This window comes from Pseudomonas fluorescens (genome assembly GCF_004683905.1).
Classification (GTDB): Bacteria; Pseudomonadota; Gammaproteobacteria; order Pseudomonadales; family Pseudomonadaceae; genus Aquipseudomonas; species Aquipseudomonas putida_A.
Genome location: NZ_CP038438.1, coordinates 918,033 through 937,196, shown reverse-complemented (window position 1 = coordinate 937,196; position 19,164 = coordinate 918,033). Strand labels below are relative to the sequence as shown.

Genomic DNA, 19,164 nt, shown 5'->3' with positions numbered 1-19,164 from the left:
AAATGCTGCCCCAGATGGGAACCTTTTAAAGCACGGAGACGTCCATCCCCTGTTACGACATTTCGTCAGGGGCTGAAAAATCAGCAAGTTAGCCTGACGAGGCTGCGCTCATGGCTCGCTTTCAGACCGCTTGTTGCCGGTGCTGAAGGAGCTGCTTCTCGCGAACGTTTATTCCCGGCAGCCAAGGCTTGGCATGCCACACGGGAGAGCGTTCGCCGACTATAAAAAAGGAGTCCGCCTGTGGCTATCCGCTATGGCAAAGGGCTGATGGGAGGTGCGGTGGTTATCGCGCTCCTGGCCCTGCTGATCCACTGGATCGGCATCAACACGATCGAACACTACCGCGACGATTTGTTGTTTTACCTGCAAGCTCATCTGATTCTCGTCCTCGCTTCAATGCTGGCCGCCCTGGTCGTGGGCATCCCCGCCGGTATCTTCCTCAGTCGCCCGACCATGGTCGGCCGCGCTGAACGCTTCATGCAGATCTTCAATATCGGCAACACCGTGCCACCGCTGGCCGTACTGGCGATTGCCCTGGGGATTCTCGGCATCGGCAGTGGTCCGGCGATCTTCGCTCTGTTCCTCGCGTCCCTGTTGCCGATCGTGCGCAACACCTACGAAGGCCTGAAAAACGTTCAGGGCTCGCTCAAAGAAGCCGCCGTCGGCATCGGCATGACCCCGCGCCAGGTGCTGTGGAAAGTCGAATTGCCCAACGCCGTGCCGATCATCATCGGTGGCGTGCGCGTGGCACTGGCGATCAACGTCGGCACCGCGCCGCTGGCATTCCTGATCGGCGCCAACAGCCTCGGCAGCCTGATCTTCCCTGGCATCGCCCTGAACAATCAGCCGCAACTGCTGCTCGGCGCCGCGTGCACCGCGCTGCTGGCCCTGCTGCTCGATGGCGTGGTCACCCTCGCCAGCCGTCTCTGGCTGGAACGCGGTTTGCGCCCGTCTTAAGGCTCTTGCGAAGGAATATTTATGAAACGATTTAGCTTGATCTTGAGCTGCCTCCTGCTGTTTGCAGGATTGGCCCAAGCCGCCGAAAAACCAGTGATTCGCCTCGGCGCCCGGGTGTTCACCGAGCAGACCCTGCTCGCGGAAATCACCGCGCAATACCTGCGCAGCAAAGGCTACGACGCGCAGATCACCGGCGGTCTGGGCAGCAATCTCGCCCGCAGCGCCCACGAAAGCGGACAGCTGGACATGCTCTGGGAATACACCGGCGTGTCGCTGGTGGCCTACAACCATGTCACCGAGAAACTCGACAGCGAACAGTCCTACGCCCGGGTCAAAGAACTCGACGCGAAAAAAGGCCTGGTCTGGCTGACCCCGTCGAAATTCAGCAACACCTACGCCCTCGCCCTGCCGAAAAAAGTCGCCGAGGAGTACCCGCAGATCAACACCATCAGCGACCTGAACAAGGTTCTGCGTGATGAAGCCAAGACCAATCACCTGGTGGCGCTGGACACCGAGTTCGCCAACCGCTCCGACGGTCTGGACGGCATGGTCAAGCTCTACGACATGAACCTGACCCGCAAGAACATCCGCCAGATGGACGCCGGGCTGGTCTACACCGCGCTGCGCAATGGCCAGGTGTTTGCCGGTCTGGTCTACACCACCGACGGCCGCCTCAACGCCTTCGGCTTGAAGCTGCTGGAAGACGACAAGCATTACTTCCCCGACTACACCGCCGCGCCGGTGGTGCGTCAGGCCTACCTCGATGCACACCCGCAACTGGCCGAGCAACTCAAGCCGCTGGCGCAACTGTTCGACGACGAAACCATGCGCCAACTCAACGCGCGGGTCGATGTCGATCACGAAAGCCCATCGAAAGTGGCCGCGGATTTCCTGCGCCAGCACCCACTCAATTAAGGAGGAAAAGTCATGGAATTTCTCAACGCCTTTTCCCACCTCGACTGGCAGCAGGTGATGCACCTGACCTGGCAGCACATCACCCTGGTCGGCATCGCGGTAACGCTGGCGATTCTCATCGGTGTGCCGCTGGGCATTCTGATGACGCGCTTCCCGAGCCTCGCCGGTCCCTTGCAGGCCAGCGCCACGGTGCTGCTGACCGTGCCGTCGATTGCCCTGTTCGGCCTGCTGCTGCCGTTCTACTCCAAATTCGGCCAGGGCCTGGGGCCGATGCCGGCGATCACCGCAGTGTTCCTCTATTCGCTGCTGCCGATCATGCGCAACACCTACCTCGCCCTGACCGGCGTCGAACCGGGCATTCGTGAAGCTGCACGCGGCATCGGCATGACCTTCGGCCAGCGCCTGCGCATGGTCGAATTGCCGATTGCGGTGCCGGTGATCCTCGCCGGGGTGCGCACCGCGGTGGTGATGAACATCGGCGTGATGACCATCGCCGCGACCATCGGCGCCGGTGGCCTTGGCGTGCTGATCCTCGCCTCCATCAGCCGCAGCGACATGTCGATGCTGATCGTCGGCGCGCTGCTGGTCAGTCTTCTGGCGATCTTCGCCGACCTTCTCCTGCAGTGGCTGCAACGTACGCTGACTCCAAAAGGACTCCTCAAATGATCGAACTTCAAAACCTCAGCAAGACCTTCCAGAGCAACGGCAAAGATGTCAAAGCCGTGGACTCGGTAAGCCTGACCGTCAATGAAGGCGAAATCTGTGTGTTCCTCGGGCCATCGGGTTGCGGCAAAAGCACCACGCTGAAAATGATCAACCGCCTGATCAAGCCGACCTCGGGCAAGATCCTGATCAACGGCGAAGACACCACCGACCTCGACGAAGTCACCCTGCGCCGCAACATCGGCTACGTGATCCAGCAGATCGGCCTGTTCCCGAACATGACCATCGAAGAGAACATCGTCGTGGTGCCGAAACTGCTCGGCTGGGACAAACAGAAATGCCACGACCGCGCTCGCGAACTGATGAGCATGATCAAACTGGAACCCAAGCAGTATCTGCATCGCTATCCGCGTGAACTGTCCGGCGGCCAGCAACAGCGCATCGGCGTGATCCGCGCACTGGCGGCGGATGCGCCGCTGTTGCTGATGGACGAGCCGTTTGGTGCGGTCGACCCGATCAACCGCGAGATGATCCAGAACGAGTTCTTCGAGATGCAGCGCGCGCTGAACAAGACCGTGATCATGGTCAGCCACGACATCGACGAAGCGATCAAACTCGGTGACAAGATAGCGATCTTCCGCGCCGGCAAACTGCTGCAGATCGACCACCCGGACACCCTGCTCGCACACCCGGCGGACGACTTTGTCAGCAATTTCGTTGGCCAGGACAGCACCCTCAAGCGTCTGCTGCTGGTGAAGGCTGAAGACGCAGCGGACAACGCGCCATCGGTCAGTCCGGAAACCCCGGTGGCCGATGCGCTGGAATTGATGGACGAGCATGACCGCCGCTACGTGGTGGTCACCTGTGCCGAGAACAAGGCGCTGGGTTACGTCCGTCGTCGCGACCTGCACCGCCAGACCGGCACCTGCGCGCAGTACCTGCGTGAGTTCAACGCCACCGCGGCGTACGACGAGCATCTGCGCATCCTGTTGTCGCGCATGTACGAGTTCAACCGTTCGTGGCTGCCGGTGATGGATGCCGAGCGGGTGTTCCTCGGTGAGGTGACGCAGGAGTCGATCGCAGCCTATCTGAGCTCGGGGCGTTCGCGCGGGATGAAGACCAATATCGTCTCGCCGGCTGAGGCTGTAATCGCGTAAAAACTCCAAACCTGTGGGAGCGGGCTTGCTCGCGAATGCGTAGTGGCCGTCGGCGGTGATGTCGGCTGTGAAAATGTCTTCGCGAGCAAGCCCGCTCCCACAGGATTCGTGCAATTTCCTGATGATTCGCAGGGCGGAAAAGAATCTCAACAGCTGCGTTCACAGAACCTCTGCAAACTCCCGCTCCCAAACGGCCAAAATCCCCCTCACATCCACCTCTCGCCGCCAACGTCGCCGATGTTGCGCCGATCACACTTCCCGGCTAATTAGCCGACAAAAGCCGCGAACGTGCAGGTATTTTTAACACATGAAAATTCCCCGGGAACATCTGTCCGTCATATGGGTCGGCTACAAAGAGTGATATCCGCGACGTACGTCAGAAGCGTGCAAAAACGCGACATTTTTAGTTGATCTCAGGCCCCTCACGCCCTAAAGTTCGCGCCGAACGTCCATGCTGGAAACGATCCATCCGGCTCAAGTACTGACGACGTTCGCGCCGAACGTCCATGCTGGAAACGATCCATCCGGCTCAAGTACTGACGACGAGACAGCAAGGCCAAGGGCAGATACGCCCGTGGCCTTTTTGCTTTCGGCGACATGCCTTGGGAAGTAGGCGAACCAAAGTGGGGATACGGAGGACGTTCATTTACACCCATGTTTTTACCCGTTTGCCCATAGGAGCACTCCAGCATGTCGATCCAGGTCGAAGACTATTTCGCGCGCGAAACCTTTCAGAAAATGAAGGCGTTCGCCGACAAACAGGAAACCCCGTTCGTGGTGATCGACACCGCGATGATCGCCCAGGCCTACGATGACCTGCGCGCCGGTTTCGAATTCGCCAAGGTCTACTACGCGGTCAAGGCCAACCCGGCTGTCGAGATCATCGACCTGCTCAAAGAGAAAGGCTCGAGCTTCGACATCGCCTCCATCTATGAGCTGGACAAAGTGCTGAGCCGTGGCGTCAGCCCGGACCAGATCAGCTACGGCAACACCATCAAAAAGTCCAAGGACATCCGCTACTTCTACGAGAAGGGTGTGCGCCTGTTCGCCACCGACTCCGAAGCCGACCTGCGCAACATTGCCAAGGCTGCGCCGGGTGCGAAAGTCTATGTGCGCATCCTCACCGAAGGCTCGACCACCGCTGACTGGCCACTGTCGCGCAAGTTCGGCTGCCAGACCGACATGGCCATGGACCTGCTGATCCTCGCCCGCGACCTGGGCCTGGTGCCGTACGGCATCTCGTTCCACGTCGGTTCGCAACAGCGCGACATCAGTGTCTGGGACGCGGCGATCGCCAAGGTCAAAGTGATCTTCGAGCGCCTGAAAGAAGAAGACGGCATTCATCTGAAGCTGATCAACATGGGCGGTGGCTTCCCGGCCAACTACATCACCCGCACCAATAGCCTGGAAACCTACGCCGAAGAAATCATCCGCTTCCTGAAGGAAGACTTCGGCGATGACCTGCCGGAAATCATTCTGGAACCGGGCCGTTCGTTGATTGCCAACGCGGGCATTCTCGTCAGCGAGGTGGTACTGGTTGCACGTAAATCCCGCACCGCCGTTGAGCGTTGGGTGTATACCGATGTGGGTAAATTCTCCGGACTGATCGAAACCATGGACGAGGCGATCAAGTTCCCGATCTGGACCGAGAAGAAAGGCGAGATGGAAGAAGTGGTCATCGCCGGCCCGACCTGCGACAGCGCCGACATCATGTACGAGAACTACAAGTACGGTCTGCCGCTGAACCTGGCCATTGGTGACCGTCTGTACTGGTTGTCGACCGGTGCGTACACCACCAGTTACAGTGCCGTGGAATTCAATGGCTTCCCGCCGCTGAAATCGTTTTACGTGTAACCCGCTCCAGTTTAAAAAAGGCCCATGCTTTCATGGGCCTTTTTTATTTCCCTCGATTATTAGTCTCGATTATTTAGTTACAGCGACGACCTGCTCGTTCAGAACAAAACTTAATCAGCGGCGACAGTTCGCGCCAATACGAAACATATCAAAAATCACAAATAATAACTAACAACCCGTCACACTCAATACATGTACTTAAATGCCAATTCGAATTTACCCTGAGGACTCAAACCACACCTAAAGGGAATTTAAAGTGCAACCAAGCCAAAACCCGCTTATCACTAAAGACGACGTCAGAAAAATCAAAAACTACGTCTCCGCCACCAAAACATTGCCACGTAACATCGAGGACCTGGAAAAACAATTACAGACAAAACAGACAGGCATTGTCGGGCTCGAGCTGATCGACATTGTCGAACTCTATATATCGATCATCAATAACGCCAGCTCCTGGGCCGATATCGAATACTCGATGAAACGCGTGGCCAGTAGCCTCGCAACTTTCTCGGAGGACCTTGAAAGCTTCGGCCAGGACATTATCAATGCCATCGTGACAATGCCGGGCTACGTCAACTATCTTGGCACCATCGATTCGCTGACCGAGGAAGAAATAAACAAACTTCCGCCATTTGAAATCGGCAAAGAGGAGAAAAACCGCTTTGGCTCCATTCAGGAGTCGCTGGCGTTCATCGCAAGTTCGATCAACCAGAAAAAACTCAGCAGCCAGGACGTCAGCGAGCGTCTGAAATACTTCAAGACTGATCTTAACGAAAAGGTTGCCGTCAATATTGGCAAGAAATTGAAGTTGGCCGGCGATGAGCAAATCAACCAACAGTTGACTGAGCTGAATGCGGCCATCGATCTGGCTCAGCAACGTATTGATGAAAAGGCCAAGGAAACAGAACCCAACTTTTTCGACCACATTCTTGGTTTTATCGTTGCTATCAACGGCAGTCCGTCGGTTTGGTATCAACATCTCGAACGTCAACAATCGATATATTTGAAGCCCTTGCTCGAGCAACGAGAGTTGCTGGCCGCGCAAGTCAAGCAGAAAAATATCCTTGCCGGCACACTCATGGAGTTCCAGGCGGGCCTGGATAGCATGTCGCTATATGTAGAGGGCGCTATCCAGAGCACTTCGCAACTGGAGACACTCTGGATCTCCATTACCGATTACATCAGTTCCTCGCAGAACAAAGTCATGGATATGCACGAGTTTCTGACGCTCAGAAGCTTTGTATCAAGTTTGAACATTGTTCTGAAAAACTGGAAATCAGTGCAAATCAACGCAAACCAGCTTATCAGCGCTTTCGACTAAAAATCACTTAACCAACAAGGAAGAATTATCCATGACAACTGTTTCCTATATGCAACCCGACTTCTCTCGCCTGCAAGAAAGCCGCGAGGCTATCCGCTATCAGGCGATCGTAGGTTCTGCAAATCTTTATATCAAAGCCCTCAGCGATGAGTTGCTCGGTTTGAACGCTGCCATCGGTGAACTGGATCTCCTGGCTGCCAACACCATCACCTCGGCCATTTCGACACTGGAGACTGACGAACTGCACGAAAACCTGCAAGCGCTGGCCAATATCAAGAGTGATGATGCCAACTCTGACGTCGAAAAAGCACGCCAGGTGTATTCGCAGATTGTCATGCAACTGATCAAGTTGAACACCGAGCAAATGACCCGCTTGCACTCGTCACTGCACAACGGTGTGTTTGGTGTGCAGAGCATCACCATCAGTAATAACCGTTTCAGGCTTGAAGAGTTGGCCGTTGCCAAAACCAGTCTGGACCGCGAATACAGTGCAGAAAGTATCCCGCTGGCTCAACTGAAAGACGATGAGGCGGTTCTCAATCTGGCGATCACGGCGTTTGAAAAGCTGACATTCATTGATCGAATCAAACCGTTACTCGCACAACTGAAGGCCATCTTCGGCGGCAAACCAAAAACCCCTGAAAGTGCAGCGCTGGAAGCCGGACTGATTGTAGCCAACAAGTTTCTCGACGAAGCCAACGAGCTGATCAAGTACAACGACCTGATAAAGGCGCGGCAAATCATTCAGACCCGCCTCGCCCAGCGTGAGGAGCGTGTGGCCTCCTTGGCAAAACAACTGCGCGAAAACGACGACAAGACCCGCCAGTTGAACGACACGCAAAAGGTTGTGCCGCATCAGCAAACCTACGTCAGTGAGACCGGCAAACTGACGGACGCGTTATCCGCGTTTCTCGCTGCGGTCATGGCTGCGCCGAACGAAGATGTTCAGCTGCGTGGTGGACGAGTGCTCCAAAACAGCGAGGCCTTGCGCAATTACCTGATCCCGCTACAGGGTCGCTGGTTGCGCGGTTGACTGATGGCGCCTGCCCCTCATGACTGATGGAGGGCAGGCACCTCGGCGTCGAGGGCCGCCAGGCGCTGACGGTACTCGGCGCCCATGGCGCGTATCTGCGGATGCGCGGATGCCAGCAGCGATTCGCCGCTGATGCGCAAGAACTTCGCATTGCCAAGCAACAGCGCCTTGCGCAGCCATTGCAGCGCCTCTTCGATTCGCCCCGCTTGGGCCAGAATCGCGGCGTGACTGAACTGCCCGCGGAAATCGCCGCCCTCGGCAGAGCGTCGATACCAGTCATGTGCCGCTGTCAGATCCCTCGGGCACACCCGCCCTTCTTCCAGATAACGTCCCAACAGGTTCATTGATTTGGCGTGGCCGGCTTCAGCGGCGCGTCGATACAGGTTCAGTGCCTGAAGTTGATCATCAGGAATCCCACGCCCGGTGGCGAGCAGATTGGCCAGGTTGTACATCGCCCAGTCCAGCCCATTATCTGCGGCGACCCGGTAATGCTGCGCGGCAACCGCAGCATTGGCGACACAGCCCCAACCATGCTCATGACAACGACCCAGCATGTTGCGCGCCATCAGATGCCCTTGCCCGGCGGCAATGCCAAACCAGCGTAGCGCCAGCGGCTGATCCTGAGCGATGCCACGGCCATCGAGCAGGATCTGCCCGAGCAGCGCCTGCGCTTCAACAATGCCCTGGCCGGCCGCGAGCAGAATCGCCTGCGCGGCACGGGCCGGGCTTTCTTCAAGCATGGCGTTGAGCTGGGCGCCGTCGAGTACTTCTTCGCGCCGCAGTTGAAAACTCATACCTCGACCCAGCGTCGCAACAGATTGTGATAGGTGCCGGTGAGGCGGATCAGCGACGGGTGATCGGGCATATCTTGAGTGATCTGCTGGATCGCCCCGTCCATCTCGAACAGCAAGGCGCGCTGGCTGTCTTCGCGCACCAGACTTTGCGTCCAGAAGAACGACGCATAACGCGCGCCGCGGGTGACGGCATTGACCTTGTGCAGGCTGGTGCCGGGGTACAGCACCATGTCGCCGGCGGGCAGTTTCACCCGTTGCGTGCCGAAAGTGTCCTGGATCTCCAGCTCGCCGCCGTCGTAATCCTCGGGTTCGCTGAAAAACAGTGTGGCCGACAGATCGGTGCGCACCCGCTCGATGCTGCCTTTGGGCTGACGCACGGCGTTGTCGATGTGAAAGTCGAAACTACCGCCCGCCGTGTAGCAGTTGAGTAACGGCGGGAATACTTTGTGCGGCAGCGCGGCCGACATGAACAGCGGATTTTTCCACAGCCGCTCGAGCATCGCTGCGCCGATTTCTTTGGCCAGTGGGTGGCCTTCCGGCAGTTGCAGATTGTGCTTGGCCTTGGCCGACTGATAGCCGGCGGTGATCTTGCCATCGGCCCAATCCGCCTGCTCCAGCGCCTCGCGGATGCGCTGCACTTCTGCTTTGGCGAACAGGCCGGGGATGTGCAGCAGCATGGCGATCGTACCTGATGGTAAAGGGGTGCCAATGGTATTGATTCTTATTGGCCGTGTAAAACCCGCACGACGGATGAATCGGCAAAAACCGTAAGGTTAAATTGTAAAGAATGTAAATTCGTCGCGAATAACAATGTTTCGCAATTGATACGAATACCTGTTTACCCTATATTCCGCGACCTCAAATCCTTGGGGAGGGGAATAAAAATGTCACGTCAACAGGTTCAATTGCCGGTCAGTTCACCACGTTTGCTTGCTTCGGCCATTGGTGTCGCCATCACCGCCGGCTCTGCTGGGCACATGGTCTTCGCCGCGGAAAAGACCGACAGCAAAGCTTCCGGCAATGCCATCGCTCTGGACGCTACCGCCATCACCGGCGAAGCGCAGGACTCGACGTCCTACCAGGTCGAAAAAGCCTCCTCGCCCAAGTACACCGCGCCGCTGGTCGACACGCCGCGCTCGGTCACCGTCATTCCGCAACAAGTCCTGAAAGACACCGGCGCCCTGAACATGCAGGACGCGCTGCGCACCGTGCCGGGCATCACCTTCGGTGCCGGTGAAGGCGGCAACCCGCAGGGCGATCGTCCGTTCATTCGTGGTTTCGACGCCCAGGGCGACACCTACCTCGACGGCGTGCGCGACACCGGTTCGCAGAGTCGCGAAATCTTCGCCGTGGAAAACATTGAAGTCAGCAAAGGCCCGAACTCCGCCATCGGCGGTCGTGGCGCAGCCGGCGGCAGCATCAACCTGGTGAGCAAGAAAGCGCACCTGGGCAATTCGTTTGATGGTGGTTTCACCTGGGGTTCCGACCAGACCCAGCGTTACACCCTGGACGGCAACTACCAGTTCAGCGACACCGCTGCCGGCCGCCTGAACCTGATGAGCCACGAGAGCAATGTCGCCGGTCGCGACAAGGTCGACTACGATCGCTGGGGTATCGCGCCGTCCCTGGCGTTTGGCCTGGGTACCGACACCCGCGTCAACCTCGACTACTACCATCTGGAAAGCAACGACACCCCGGACTCGGGCATTCCTTACACCATCCCGGCCGGTGGTTCGGCGGCACGCACCAAGTCCAACCCGGACAAGCCGTACGCCGGTGGTGATCACAGCAACTTCTACGGTCTGGATCGCGACTTCCGCAAGGGCCGCACCGACACCGCGACCTTCGCCATCGAGCATGACCTGAGCGACTCGCTGACCATCAAGAACACCCTGCGCCACGGCACCAGCATGCAGGATTACATCCTGACTCAGCCGGACGACAGCAAGGGCAACGTCAACAATGGCAGCGTCTGGCGCCGTGCCAACACGCGGGTCAGCAACACCGAGACCACCACCAACCAGACTGATCTGTTCGGCAATTTCTACGTCGCCGGTTTCAAGAACAGCTTCTCCACCGGTGTCGAATACACCCGCGAGGAAGGCCAGAAGTCCTCGTACAACGTCAACACTGACACCACGCCGCGCACCAGCGCCGCGACCACCAATTGCACCCCGTCGATGATTGGCGCATCGAGCGGCTACAACTGCACCTCGCTGTCGAACCCGAACCCGAACGATCCGTGGAACGGCGCGATCTCGCGCAACTACGCCGGCACCGACACCAAGGCCAACACTTACGCGCTGTATGCGTTCGACACCCTGGAGTTGTCCGAGCAGTGGCTGGTGAACATGGGCCTGCGTTACGACCACTTCGACACCGACTACAAGACCTACAACAACGCCGGCACAACCACCTCCAAGGGTGATGACACCAGCGAATTCGTCACCGGTCAGTTCGGCGTGGTCTACAAACCGGCACCGAACGGCAGCATCTACGCCTCCTACGCGACCTCCGCGACGCCACCGGGCAACACCCTCGGTGAAGGCCAGGAAGGCAACCCGCTGGGCGGCACCCCGGATCGCAACGGCAACCTGCTCAAGAGCGACATGGAGCCGGAAACCACCAAGAACTACGAATTCGGCACCAAGTGGGATCTGTTGAACGATCGCCTGTCGCTGACCGCTGACATCTTCCGCACCGAGAAAGAAAACGCTCGCGTACAAGTCGACACCACCTCCTACGAGAACGCCGGCAAGACCCGCGTGCAAGGTATCGAGCTGTCGGCCAGCGGCAAGATCACTGACAAGTGGCAAGTGTTCGCCGGCTACGCCTACATGGACAGCGAACAGGTGGACGGCGGTGACCTGCCGGCCAACAAAATCAACAACGGTAACGAGTTGCCCAACACGCCGAAAAACAGCGCCAGCCTGTGGACCACTTATCAGGTCACACCGAAGCTGACCCTCGGTGGCGGCGCGTTCTACGTCGACGACGTCTACGGCAGCGTGGCCAACACCACGATGGTCGATTCCTATGTACGTTACGACGCGATGGCCGCCTACAAGCTAAGCAAAAACGTCGACCTGCAACTCAACGTGCAGAACCTGACCAACGAAACCTACTACGACAAAGCCTTCTCGACCCACTTCGCCAACCAGGCGGCGGGCCGTACGGCGCTGTTGAGCACCAACTTCCACTTCTGATGGATGCTTTAAATGTGGGAGCGGGCTTGCTCGCGAAGGCGATGTGTCAGTGAAATAGATATCGACTGACACGACGCATTCGGGAGCAAGCCCCCTCCCACAGTTAATGCAATCAGCAGATCCGGCCCCGTTCATTAGATTGAACGGGGCCTTTGTGCGTAATCAAAGAAGCTCTCGACAACCCACGGCATAATGCGCGCCGTGATGACAATTTTCGAACGGACAAGGCGAGCGACGTGTTGAAGAAAACCCTGTTCCAGTTGCACTGGTTTTTCGGCATCACTGCCGGGCTGGTGCTGGCCCTGATGGGCATTACCGGTGCCGCCTATTCGTTCCAGGACGAAATCCTGCGGGCGCTGAACCCGTCGGTGTTGCAGGTGGAAAAACAGGTCGCTGGCGTCCTGCCTCCAGTCGAACTGGTGGAACACATCGAAGCGAACTCCGGCAAGAAAGTCGGGATGCTCTGGGTCGAGACCGACAGCGGCAACGCCGCGCGCGTCTACTTCACCCCGCCCAAAGGCGAACGCCGTGGCGAGATGCGCTACTTCGACCCGTACACCGGCGAGTTCATGGGCGACGCCGTGGGTCAGGACTTCTTCGGCCTGATGCTGCAACTGCACCGCTTTCTCGCCATGGGCGACACCGGGCGCAACATCACCGGCGCCTGCACCCTGATCCTGCTGTTCTTCTGCCTCTCCGGGCTGTACCTGCGCTGGCCACGCCAGTGGAACAGCTGGCGCGTGTGGCTGACCCTCGACTGGAAGAAAAAGGGCCGCAGCTTCAACTGGGATCTGCACTCGGTGGCCGGCACCTGGTGCCTGCTGGTGTATCTGCTGCTGGCGTTGACCGGGTTGTCCTGGTCGTACGAGTGGTACAACAAGGGCCTGACCAGACTGCTTTCCGACGCGCCGCAAAACGAGCGCGTGCGCGGCGGTCGCGGCGCGGCGCCAGAAGGTCCGGCACCGACCGCCGACTATGCGGCGATGTGGAGCAGCATCTACAGCGCTGCCGGCCCGGGCCTGTCGGCCTACAACATCCGCATGCCGCCAGTGGCCGGGCAACCGGCGACCGTGTTCTACCTGCTCGACAGCTCGCCGCATGATCGCGCGCTGAACCAGATCACCCTCGACCCGGCCACCGGCGTGGTCAAACGCGTCGACCGCTACGCTGACAAGAGCTTCAAGGCGCAGCTGTTGACCAGCATTTACGCGCTGCACGTCGGCAGCTATTTCGGCCTCGTCGGACGGATCATCGTCACCCTCGCCGCCGTGTGCATGCCGCTGTTTTTCATCACCGGATGGCTGCTGTATCTGGATCGCCGTCGCAAGAAAAAGCAGATTCAGGACGCACGCAAAGGTCTTCAGGCACCGAACGCAGATACACCGGCATGGCTGGTGGGTTTCGCCAGCCAGAGCGGTTTTGCCGAGCAACTGGCGTGGCAGACCGCCGGGCAATTGCAAGCCGCCGGGTTGCCGGTGAAGGTGCAGCCGCTGGCGAACGTCAGCGCGCAGGATCTGCGTGAATCGAATAACGCTCTGTTCGTGGTCAGCACCTTCGGCGACGGCGAAGCACCGGACAGCGCCCGCGGTTTCGAGCGCAAAGTGCTGAGCAACGCTGCAAGCTTCGACGGCCTGAACTATGCGGTGTTGGGCCTCGGCGACCGCCAGTACCAGAATTTCTGCGGTTTCGCCCGACGCCTGCATCAGTGGCTGGGCGAGCACGGCGGCAAGACCCTGTTCGCCCCGGTCGAAGTCGACAACGGCGACCCGTACGCCCTGCGTCACTGGCAGACTCAACTCGGCCTGATCACTGGACAAGCGCCGGTCGACACCTGGCAAGCGCCGAGCTACGACAACTGGACACTGCTGCGCCGCGAACTGATGAACCCGGACAGCAGCGGTTCGCCGGTGTACCTGTTAGGCCTGAAGGCGCCGAGCACCAGCAGCTGGCTGGCCGGCGATCTGGTGGAAGTGTTGCCGCGCAACTGTGCGTGGGCGATCGAACACTTCCTCGACGGCCTCGGCATTCGTGGCGAAACCACGGTGAAGATCAACGGCCTCGAAGAGCCACTGGAAATCGCCCTCGCCAGCCGCCAGTTGCCCGAGCATCGCGCGCATCTGGTCGGCCTGCATGCACAAGCACTGGTGGATGCGATGGTGCCGCTGGCCATGCGCGAATACTCGATCGCCTCGATTGCCGCCGACGGCGTGCTGGAACTGATCGTGCGTCAGGAACAACACAGCGACGGCAGCCTCGGCATCGGCTCCGGCTGGCTGACCGAACATGCGCCCGTGGGCGGCAGCATCAGCCTGCGCGTGCGGCGCAACAGTGGCTTCCACTTGCCAAACGAACCGGTGCCGATGATTCTGCTGGGCAACGGCACCGGCCTCGCCGGATTGCGCAGCCTGCTCAAAGCACGCATCGCCGACGGTCAGCAGCGTCACTGGCTGCTGTTCGGCGAGCGCAATCGTCAGCACGATTTCCTCTGCCGGGCGGAGCTGGAAGAGTGGTTGATCAATGGTGATCTGGCGCGGCTGGACCTGGCGTTTTCGCGGGATCAGGCGCAAAAGATTTACGTGCAGGATCGCCTGCGCGAATCCGCTGACGAACTGAAGAAATGGCTGGCTGACGGTGCGGTGATCTACATCTGCGGCAGCCTGCAGGGCATGGCCGCCGGCGTCGATCAGGCACTCAACGACATCCTCGGTACCTCCGAAGTCGAACGTCTGATCGAACAGGGCCGCTATCGCCGCGACGTGTACTGACTCAGCCAAAGAGCCCCTCACCCTAACCCTCTCCCGGAGGGAGAGGGGACTGATTGGGGGATGCCGGATAAATACGCCGACCTGAAGGTGATGTACCGAATCCATAATCGACTCGGTCTTTCAGGTCGATGTACAACTCGATACAACTCCGTAGGCTCCCTCTCCCCGAAAAAGAGGGGGGCTGATTGGGGATGCCGAATTACGCCGCTATGAAGGTGATTCACCGAATCCGTAATCGACTCGGTCTTTCAGGTCGATGTACAACTCGATACAACTCCGTAGGCTCCCTCTCCCCGAAAAAGAGGGGGCTGATTGGGGATGCCGAATTACGCCGCTATGAAGGTGATTCACCGAATCCATAATCGACTCGGTCTTTCAGGTCGATGTACAACTCGATACAACTCCGTAGGCTCCCTCTCCCCGAAAAAGAGGGGGGCTGATTGGGGATGCCGAATTACGCCGCTATGAAGGTGATTCACCGAATCCATAATCGACTCGGTCTTTCAGGTCGATGTACAACTCGATACAACTCCGTAGGCTCCCTCTCCCTCCGGGAGAGGGCTGGGGTGAGGGTCCTCGTCTACAGTGAGATTTCCAGCCACTTCACAAGGATCGTGAAGCATGCAAAATCGCCTCACTCTCGCTCAGTTCGCCCGCCAGTTACGCAGCAGCCAAACCGATTGCGAACAATTACTCTGGCAAAAACTTCGTTCACGCCAAGTCGCCAATCTGAAATTCCGCAGGCAGTTTCCATGTCCGCCCTATGTCCTGGATTTTTACTGCGTAGAGCTGAAACTGGCGATTGAGCTGGATGGGGGTCAACACTATGAAATAGCGGGCTTGATCCACGATCAACGTCGGACGCTTTTCCTGGAACGTCAGGGCATTGAAGTTGTGCGATTCAGTAATCTCGAAGTAATGCAGCAGATGGATGATGTACTGGAGCAAATCACAAGAATTGCCGCGAATCGAAAAACACCCTCACCCTCCAAGCGGTCCGACATTTCGGGAGGGCCGGGGTGAGGGTTGTTTTTGATCTTCAAACTGGCTGCAATTTCTGCTCGAAAACCGCTACCCCATTCAAATCCCGCAACACCACACTCATCTCCCCGCTCTGCCCTTCGATGTTCACCTCGCCAAAGAACTGAAAGCCGGCAAACGGTGAAGCGTTCTGCGTGGGTGGGGCCTTCTGGAACACCACTTCCGGGCCGAAGGTCCTGTCCAGCGGATTAGGACCGAAACTCCCGGCATTCAGCGGCCCGGCGACAAACTCCCAGAACGGTTCGAAATCCTGAAACGCCGCGCGATCCGGGTGGTAGTGATGCGCCGCGCAGTAATGCACGTCCGCGGTCAGAAACACAAAATTGCGTACCTGTTGCGCCCGCAGAAAACCGAGCAACTCGGCGACTTCCAGCTCCCGTCCCTGCGCCGGGCCCGGATCACCGTTGGCCACGGCCTCCCAGCGCGCCACACCCGGGCTGACTTCACCGTCGGGCACGCCGAGGCCGATCGGCATGTCGGCGGCGATCACCTTCCACTGCGCCTTGGAGTGCTTCAAGCCACGCTTGAGCCAGTCCAGTTGCTCGCGCCCCAAAAACGGTTTGGCCGCGCCGAGGTTGTCGTCGTTGGCCCCGCGATAACTGCGCATGTCGAGCACGAACACATCGAGCATCGGCCCGTAGCTGAGCTTGCGATAAATCCGTCCGCCGCCGTCTGCCGCCTGCAAACGCATCGGCGAATATTCCAGCCAGGCCTTGCGCGCACGGCCGACCAGGGTGTGGATATCTTTTTCCTGATAACGCTCGTCGAGCTGCTTGCCCGGCGACCAGTTGTTGACCACTTCATGGTCGTCCCACTGCCAGATCTGCGGGACTTCGGCGTTGAAACGGCGGATGTTTTCGTCCATCAGGTTGTAGCGATAATTGCCGCGATAATCGTCAAGGGTCTGCGCGACTTTGCTCTTGGCCTCGGTGGTGAGGTTGCGCCAGATACGTCCACCTTCGGTGGTCAGTTGTGCCGGCACCGGGCCGTCGGCGTAGATGGTGTCGCCGCTGTGGATAAAGAAGTCCGGCAGGCGCAGACGCATGGATTCGTAGATGCGCATGCCGCCGATGTCCGGGTTGATGCCGAAACCCTGGCCGACCGTGTCGCCACTCCAGACGAAACGAATATTGCGCCGCGCCTTCGGAGCGCTGCGCAAATGGCCGAGCCACGGCTCGCTGGCGACGCCGGATTGTGCGTCCTTGAAATACACCCGGTAGAAAATCGCCTGATCAGGGGGCAGCCCGGTGAGTTCGACGCGGGCGGTGAAGTCGGTGCGCGCATCGGCCAGTGGCGAGACTACACGGCGCGGGTGGCGAAACTGGCTACGGGTGTCCCACTCGACCACCATCCGTGCCGGGCGATCGCTGCGGCTCCAGATCATCGCGCGGTCGCCTTGCAGGTCGCCGGACTGCACGCCGTCGGTAAGTTGCGGCCGATCCTTGACCGACGCGATCACCGCCGGCGCCAGCCCCGGCATCAGCAGCCCGGCACCGACCACCTGCATGACCCGCCGACGCCCCGGATTGAAATCGCTCATGCGTGTTCTCCCTGAAAAAAGGAAAACTTAAGCACGGGATGATGAATCCGGCATGACAACACATCCCCCCTGTGGGAGCGGGCTTGCTCGCGAAAGCGGTGTATCAGTTAAAAAGATATCGACTGACACGACGCCTTCGCGAGCAAGCCCGCTCCCACAGGGGTGTTGCAGTGTCAGGCTTTGGCGGGTTCCAGCGCCAGCTCCACCGCTTCCGGACGCTTGACCATCGCATAGACAACAGCAGTCAACAGACTCCCCGCGACAATCGCCAGCAGATACAACAACGCATGATTGATCGCATTGGGGATCGCCAGCACAAACAAGCCACCGTGCGGCGCCATCAGTTTGCAGCCGAAGTACATCGACAACGCGCCAGTCAACGCACCACCGGCGATGCTCGCCGGAATCACCCGAAGCGGGTCTTTCGCGGCAAACGGAATCGCCCCTTCGGAGATGAAACACAGCCCCAGCACCAGCGCCGCTTTACCGGCCTCGCGCTCGGTCTGGGCGAACTTGCGGCGGGCTATGAACGTGGCAATGCCCAGCCCGATTGGCGGCACCATGCCGGCGGCCATGGTCGCGGCCATCGGTGCATAACTCTGCGAAGCCAGCAGCCCCACCGAGAAGGCATACGCGGCTTTGTTGATCGGCCCGCCGAGGTCGACACACATCATGCCGCCGAGCAACACGCCGAGCAGAATCGCGTTGGTGGTGCCCATGCTGTCGAGAAAATGCGTCAGCGCCGCGAGCATCCCGGCGACCGGTTTACCGACCACGTAGATCATCACCAGCCCGGTGAACAGGCTGGCGAACAACGGAATGATCAGAATCGGTTTCAGCGCTTCGAGGCTCTGCGGCAACGCCACATAACGACTGATCAACTTGGCCGCATAACCGGCGATGAAACCGGCGACGATCCCGCCGATGAACCCGGCGCCCAGCGTACTGGCGAGCAAGCCACCAATCATCCCCGGCGCCAGGCCCGGACGGTCGGCTATCGAGTAAGCGATGTAACCGGCGAGCAGCGGCACCATCAGCTTGAACGCGGTTTCGCCGCCGATCTGCATCAGCGCTGCCGCCAGCGTGCCCTCTTCCTTGAACGCGGTGATGCCGAAGACGAACGACAAGGCGATCATCAGACCACCGGCCACCACCATCGGCAGCATGAACGAAACACCGGTCAGCAGGTGTTTGTAAACGCCGGTTTTCTCTTGCTTGGCCGGCGCCTTGCCGTCGCTCGCAGCGCTCTCCACCTGAGCTTCGGCGAGGGCTTTTTTCAGCGTCGCTTCGGATTGCTTGAGGGCAATGCCGGTGCCGCAACGGTAGATTTTCTTGCCGGCAAAACGCTCGGTGGCGACTTCGATGTCGGCCGCCAGCAACACCACGTCAGCCTCGGCAATCGCCGTTGCGCTGAGCGGGGTTTTCGCGCCGACCGAGCCTTGGGTTTCGACGTGCAGTTCATAGCCCAGACGCTTGGCCGTCTGCTGCAACGCCTCGGCCGCCATGAAGGTGTGGGCAACACCCGTCGGGCACGCAGTGATGGCGACGATGCGTGGCGCACGTGGCGCAGCGGCAACCGGGACGGCTTCGCTGGCGAGGTAAACTTCGGCCTCTTGCGCACCACGGCGCAGCACCGCTTCGACATCCTGCAGCGCTTGCGCCGGGGCGATGCGGAACACGCGCTTGCCGACGAAACGGCGCATGTCGACATCACCGGTGGCGACCAGCAACACCCACTCCGCCGCTTCAATGGTGGCAGCCGACAATTCGCGCTCCGGGTGCGCCGCATCGACCACTTCAACGCTGGTGCTCCAGCCCTGACGCTGGGCCGCCGCGTCCAGCAGACGGGCGCACAGCACACTGGTGACCATGCCGTTCGGGCAGGCCGTGACAATGGCTAATTTCATGACAAACCCTC

The 19,164-nt window shown here is 59.3% G+C and carries 14 protein-coding genes; 10 read left to right on the top strand and 4 right to left on the bottom strand.

The window, feature by feature from the left end; translation table 11 throughout:
• Positions 1 to 267 precede the first annotated feature (267 nt).
• The 7 genes from E4T63_RS04145 (at position 268) to E4T63_RS04115 (ending at position 7,900) form a co-directional block, all read left to right on the top strand.
• A complete protein-coding gene (locus E4T63_RS04145) occupies positions 268 to 957 on the top strand; it encodes an ABC transporter permease (protein WP_177409065.1) in 690 nt (229 codons plus the stop codon).
• 21 nt (positions 958 to 978) lie between these two features.
• A complete protein-coding gene (locus E4T63_RS04140) occupies positions 979 to 1,872 on the top strand; it encodes a glycine betaine ABC transporter substrate-binding protein (protein WP_041066880.1) in 894 nt (297 codons plus the stop codon).
• Between the two features lie 12 nt (positions 1,873 to 1,884).
• Complete coding sequence (locus tag E4T63_RS04135; protein ID WP_007965673.1) at positions 1,885 to 2,538, top strand: ABC transporter permease; 654 nt, start codon at positions 1,885 to 1,887, stop codon at positions 2,536 to 2,538.
• Positions 2,535 to 3,692, top strand: a complete 1,158-nt coding sequence (locus E4T63_RS04130) for an osmoprotectant ABC transporter ATP-binding protein OsmV (protein ID WP_027610804.1) — start codon at positions 2,535 to 2,537, stop codon at positions 3,690 to 3,692. Before E4T63_RS04135 ends, E4T63_RS04130 begins: the two co-directional genes overlap by 4 nt.
• Positions 3,693 to 4,382: 690 nt before the next feature.
• Complete coding sequence (locus E4T63_RS04125) at positions 4,383 to 5,546, top strand: type III PLP-dependent enzyme (RefSeq protein WP_039769212.1); 1,164 nt, start codon at positions 4,383 to 4,385, stop codon at positions 5,544 to 5,546.
• A 256-nt stretch (positions 5,547 to 5,802) separates the two neighbouring features.
• Entirely contained in the window at positions 5,803 to 6,867 is a 1,065-nt protein-coding gene (locus tag E4T63_RS04120; RefSeq protein ID WP_135294948.1) for an alpha-xenorhabdolysin family binary toxin subunit A, read from the top strand.
• A gap of 31 nt (positions 6,868 to 6,898) precedes the next feature.
• Positions 6,899 to 7,900: an alpha-xenorhabdolysin family binary toxin subunit B gene (locus E4T63_RS04115; protein WP_135294947.1), complete on the top strand. Its 1,002-nt coding sequence runs from the start codon at positions 6,899 to 6,901 to the stop codon at positions 7,898 to 7,900.
• 17 nt (positions 7,901 to 7,917) lie between these two features.
• Here E4T63_RS04115 and E4T63_RS04110 read toward each other — a convergent pair whose 3' ends face one another.
• Positions 7,918 to 8,694: a tetratricopeptide repeat protein gene (locus E4T63_RS04110; protein WP_135294946.1), complete on the bottom strand. Its 777-nt coding sequence runs from the start codon at positions 8,692 to 8,694 to the stop codon at positions 7,918 to 7,920.
• Entirely contained in the window at positions 8,691 to 9,371 is a 681-nt protein-coding gene (locus E4T63_RS04105; RefSeq protein ID WP_135294945.1) for a Fe2+-dependent dioxygenase, read from the bottom strand. Before E4T63_RS04105 ends, E4T63_RS04110 begins: the two co-directional genes overlap by 4 nt.
• A gap of 207 nt (positions 9,372 to 9,578) precedes the next feature.
• On the opposite strand from E4T63_RS04105, the gene E4T63_RS04100 reads away from it, so the two are divergent.
• From E4T63_RS04100 to E4T63_RS04090, 3 genes are all read left to right on the top strand, one after another.
• The gene (locus E4T63_RS04100) at positions 9,579 to 11,900 is read left to right on the top strand and encodes a TonB-dependent receptor (protein WP_135294944.1); all 2,322 of its coding nucleotides are present in this window, start codon (positions 9,579 to 9,581) and stop codon (positions 11,898 to 11,900) included.
• A gap of 236 nt (positions 11,901 to 12,136) precedes the next feature.
• Positions 12,137 to 14,665 carry a PepSY domain-containing protein gene (locus E4T63_RS04095; RefSeq protein WP_135294943.1) on the top strand — a complete coding sequence of 843 codons (2,529 nt, stop codon included), beginning with the start codon at positions 12,137 to 12,139 and terminating at the stop codon, positions 14,663 to 14,665.
• A gap of 621 nt (positions 14,666 to 15,286) precedes the next feature.
• On the top strand, positions 15,287 to 15,688 hold the full coding sequence (locus tag E4T63_RS04090; RefSeq protein ID WP_003221578.1) for an endonuclease domain-containing protein: 402 nt from the start codon (positions 15,287 to 15,289) through the stop codon (positions 15,686 to 15,688).
• Positions 15,689 to 15,704: 16 nt separating this feature from the next.
• Here the strand turns inward: E4T63_RS04090 and E4T63_RS04085 are convergent, their stop codons facing one another.
• Positions 15,705 to 17,246 (bottom strand): alkaline phosphatase D family protein, encoded by a 1,542-nt coding sequence (locus E4T63_RS04085; protein WP_134785419.1) that lies wholly within the window; start codon positions 17,244 to 17,246, stop codon positions 15,705 to 15,707.
• Positions 17,247 to 17,419: 173 nt separating this feature from the next.
• Complete coding sequence (locus tag E4T63_RS04080; RefSeq protein ID WP_135294942.1) at positions 17,420 to 19,153, bottom strand: PTS fructose-like transporter subunit IIB; 1,734 nt, start codon at positions 19,151 to 19,153, stop codon at positions 17,420 to 17,422.
• Positions 19,154 to 19,164 lie beyond the last annotated feature (11 nt).

Bases quoted from the DNA above. Each gene is read 5' to 3' on its own strand.
- E4T63_RS04145 (WP_177409065.1), top strand. From the start codon at position 268: ATGGGAGGTGCGGTGGTTATCGCGCTCCTGGCCCTGCTGATCCACTGG.
- E4T63_RS04140 (WP_041066880.1), top strand. From the start codon at position 979: ATGAAACGATTTAGCTTGATCTTGAGCTGCCTCCTGCTGTTTGCAGGA.
- E4T63_RS04135 (WP_007965673.1), top strand. From the start codon at position 1,885: ATGGAATTTCTCAACGCCTTTTCCCACCTCGACTGGCAGCAGGTGATG.
- E4T63_RS04130 (WP_027610804.1), top strand. From the start codon at position 2,535: ATGATCGAACTTCAAAACCTCAGCAAGACCTTCCAGAGCAACGGCAAA.
- E4T63_RS04125 (WP_039769212.1), top strand. From the start codon at position 4,383: ATGTCGATCCAGGTCGAAGACTATTTCGCGCGCGAAACCTTTCAGAAA.
- E4T63_RS04115 (WP_135294947.1), top strand. From the start codon at position 6,899: ATGACAACTGTTTCCTATATGCAACCCGACTTCTCTCGCCTGCAAGAA.
- E4T63_RS04110 (WP_135294946.1), bottom strand. From the start codon at position 8,694: ATGAGTTTTCAACTGCGGCGCGAAGAAGTACTCGACGGCGCCCAGCTC.
- E4T63_RS04105 (WP_135294945.1), bottom strand. From the start codon at position 9,371: ATGCTGCTGCACATCCCCGGCCTGTTCGCCAAAGCAGAAGTGCAGCGC.
- E4T63_RS04100 (WP_135294944.1), top strand. From the start codon at position 9,579: ATGTCACGTCAACAGGTTCAATTGCCGGTCAGTTCACCACGTTTGCTT.
- E4T63_RS04090 (WP_003221578.1), top strand. From the start codon at position 15,287: ATGCAAAATCGCCTCACTCTCGCTCAGTTCGCCCGCCAGTTACGCAGC.
- E4T63_RS04085 (WP_134785419.1), bottom strand. From the start codon at position 17,246: ATGAGCGATTTCAATCCGGGGCGTCGGCGGGTCATGCAGGTGGTCGGT.
- E4T63_RS04080 (WP_135294942.1), bottom strand. From the start codon at position 19,153: ATGAAATTAGCCATTGTCACGGCCTGCCCGAACGGCATGGTCACCAGT.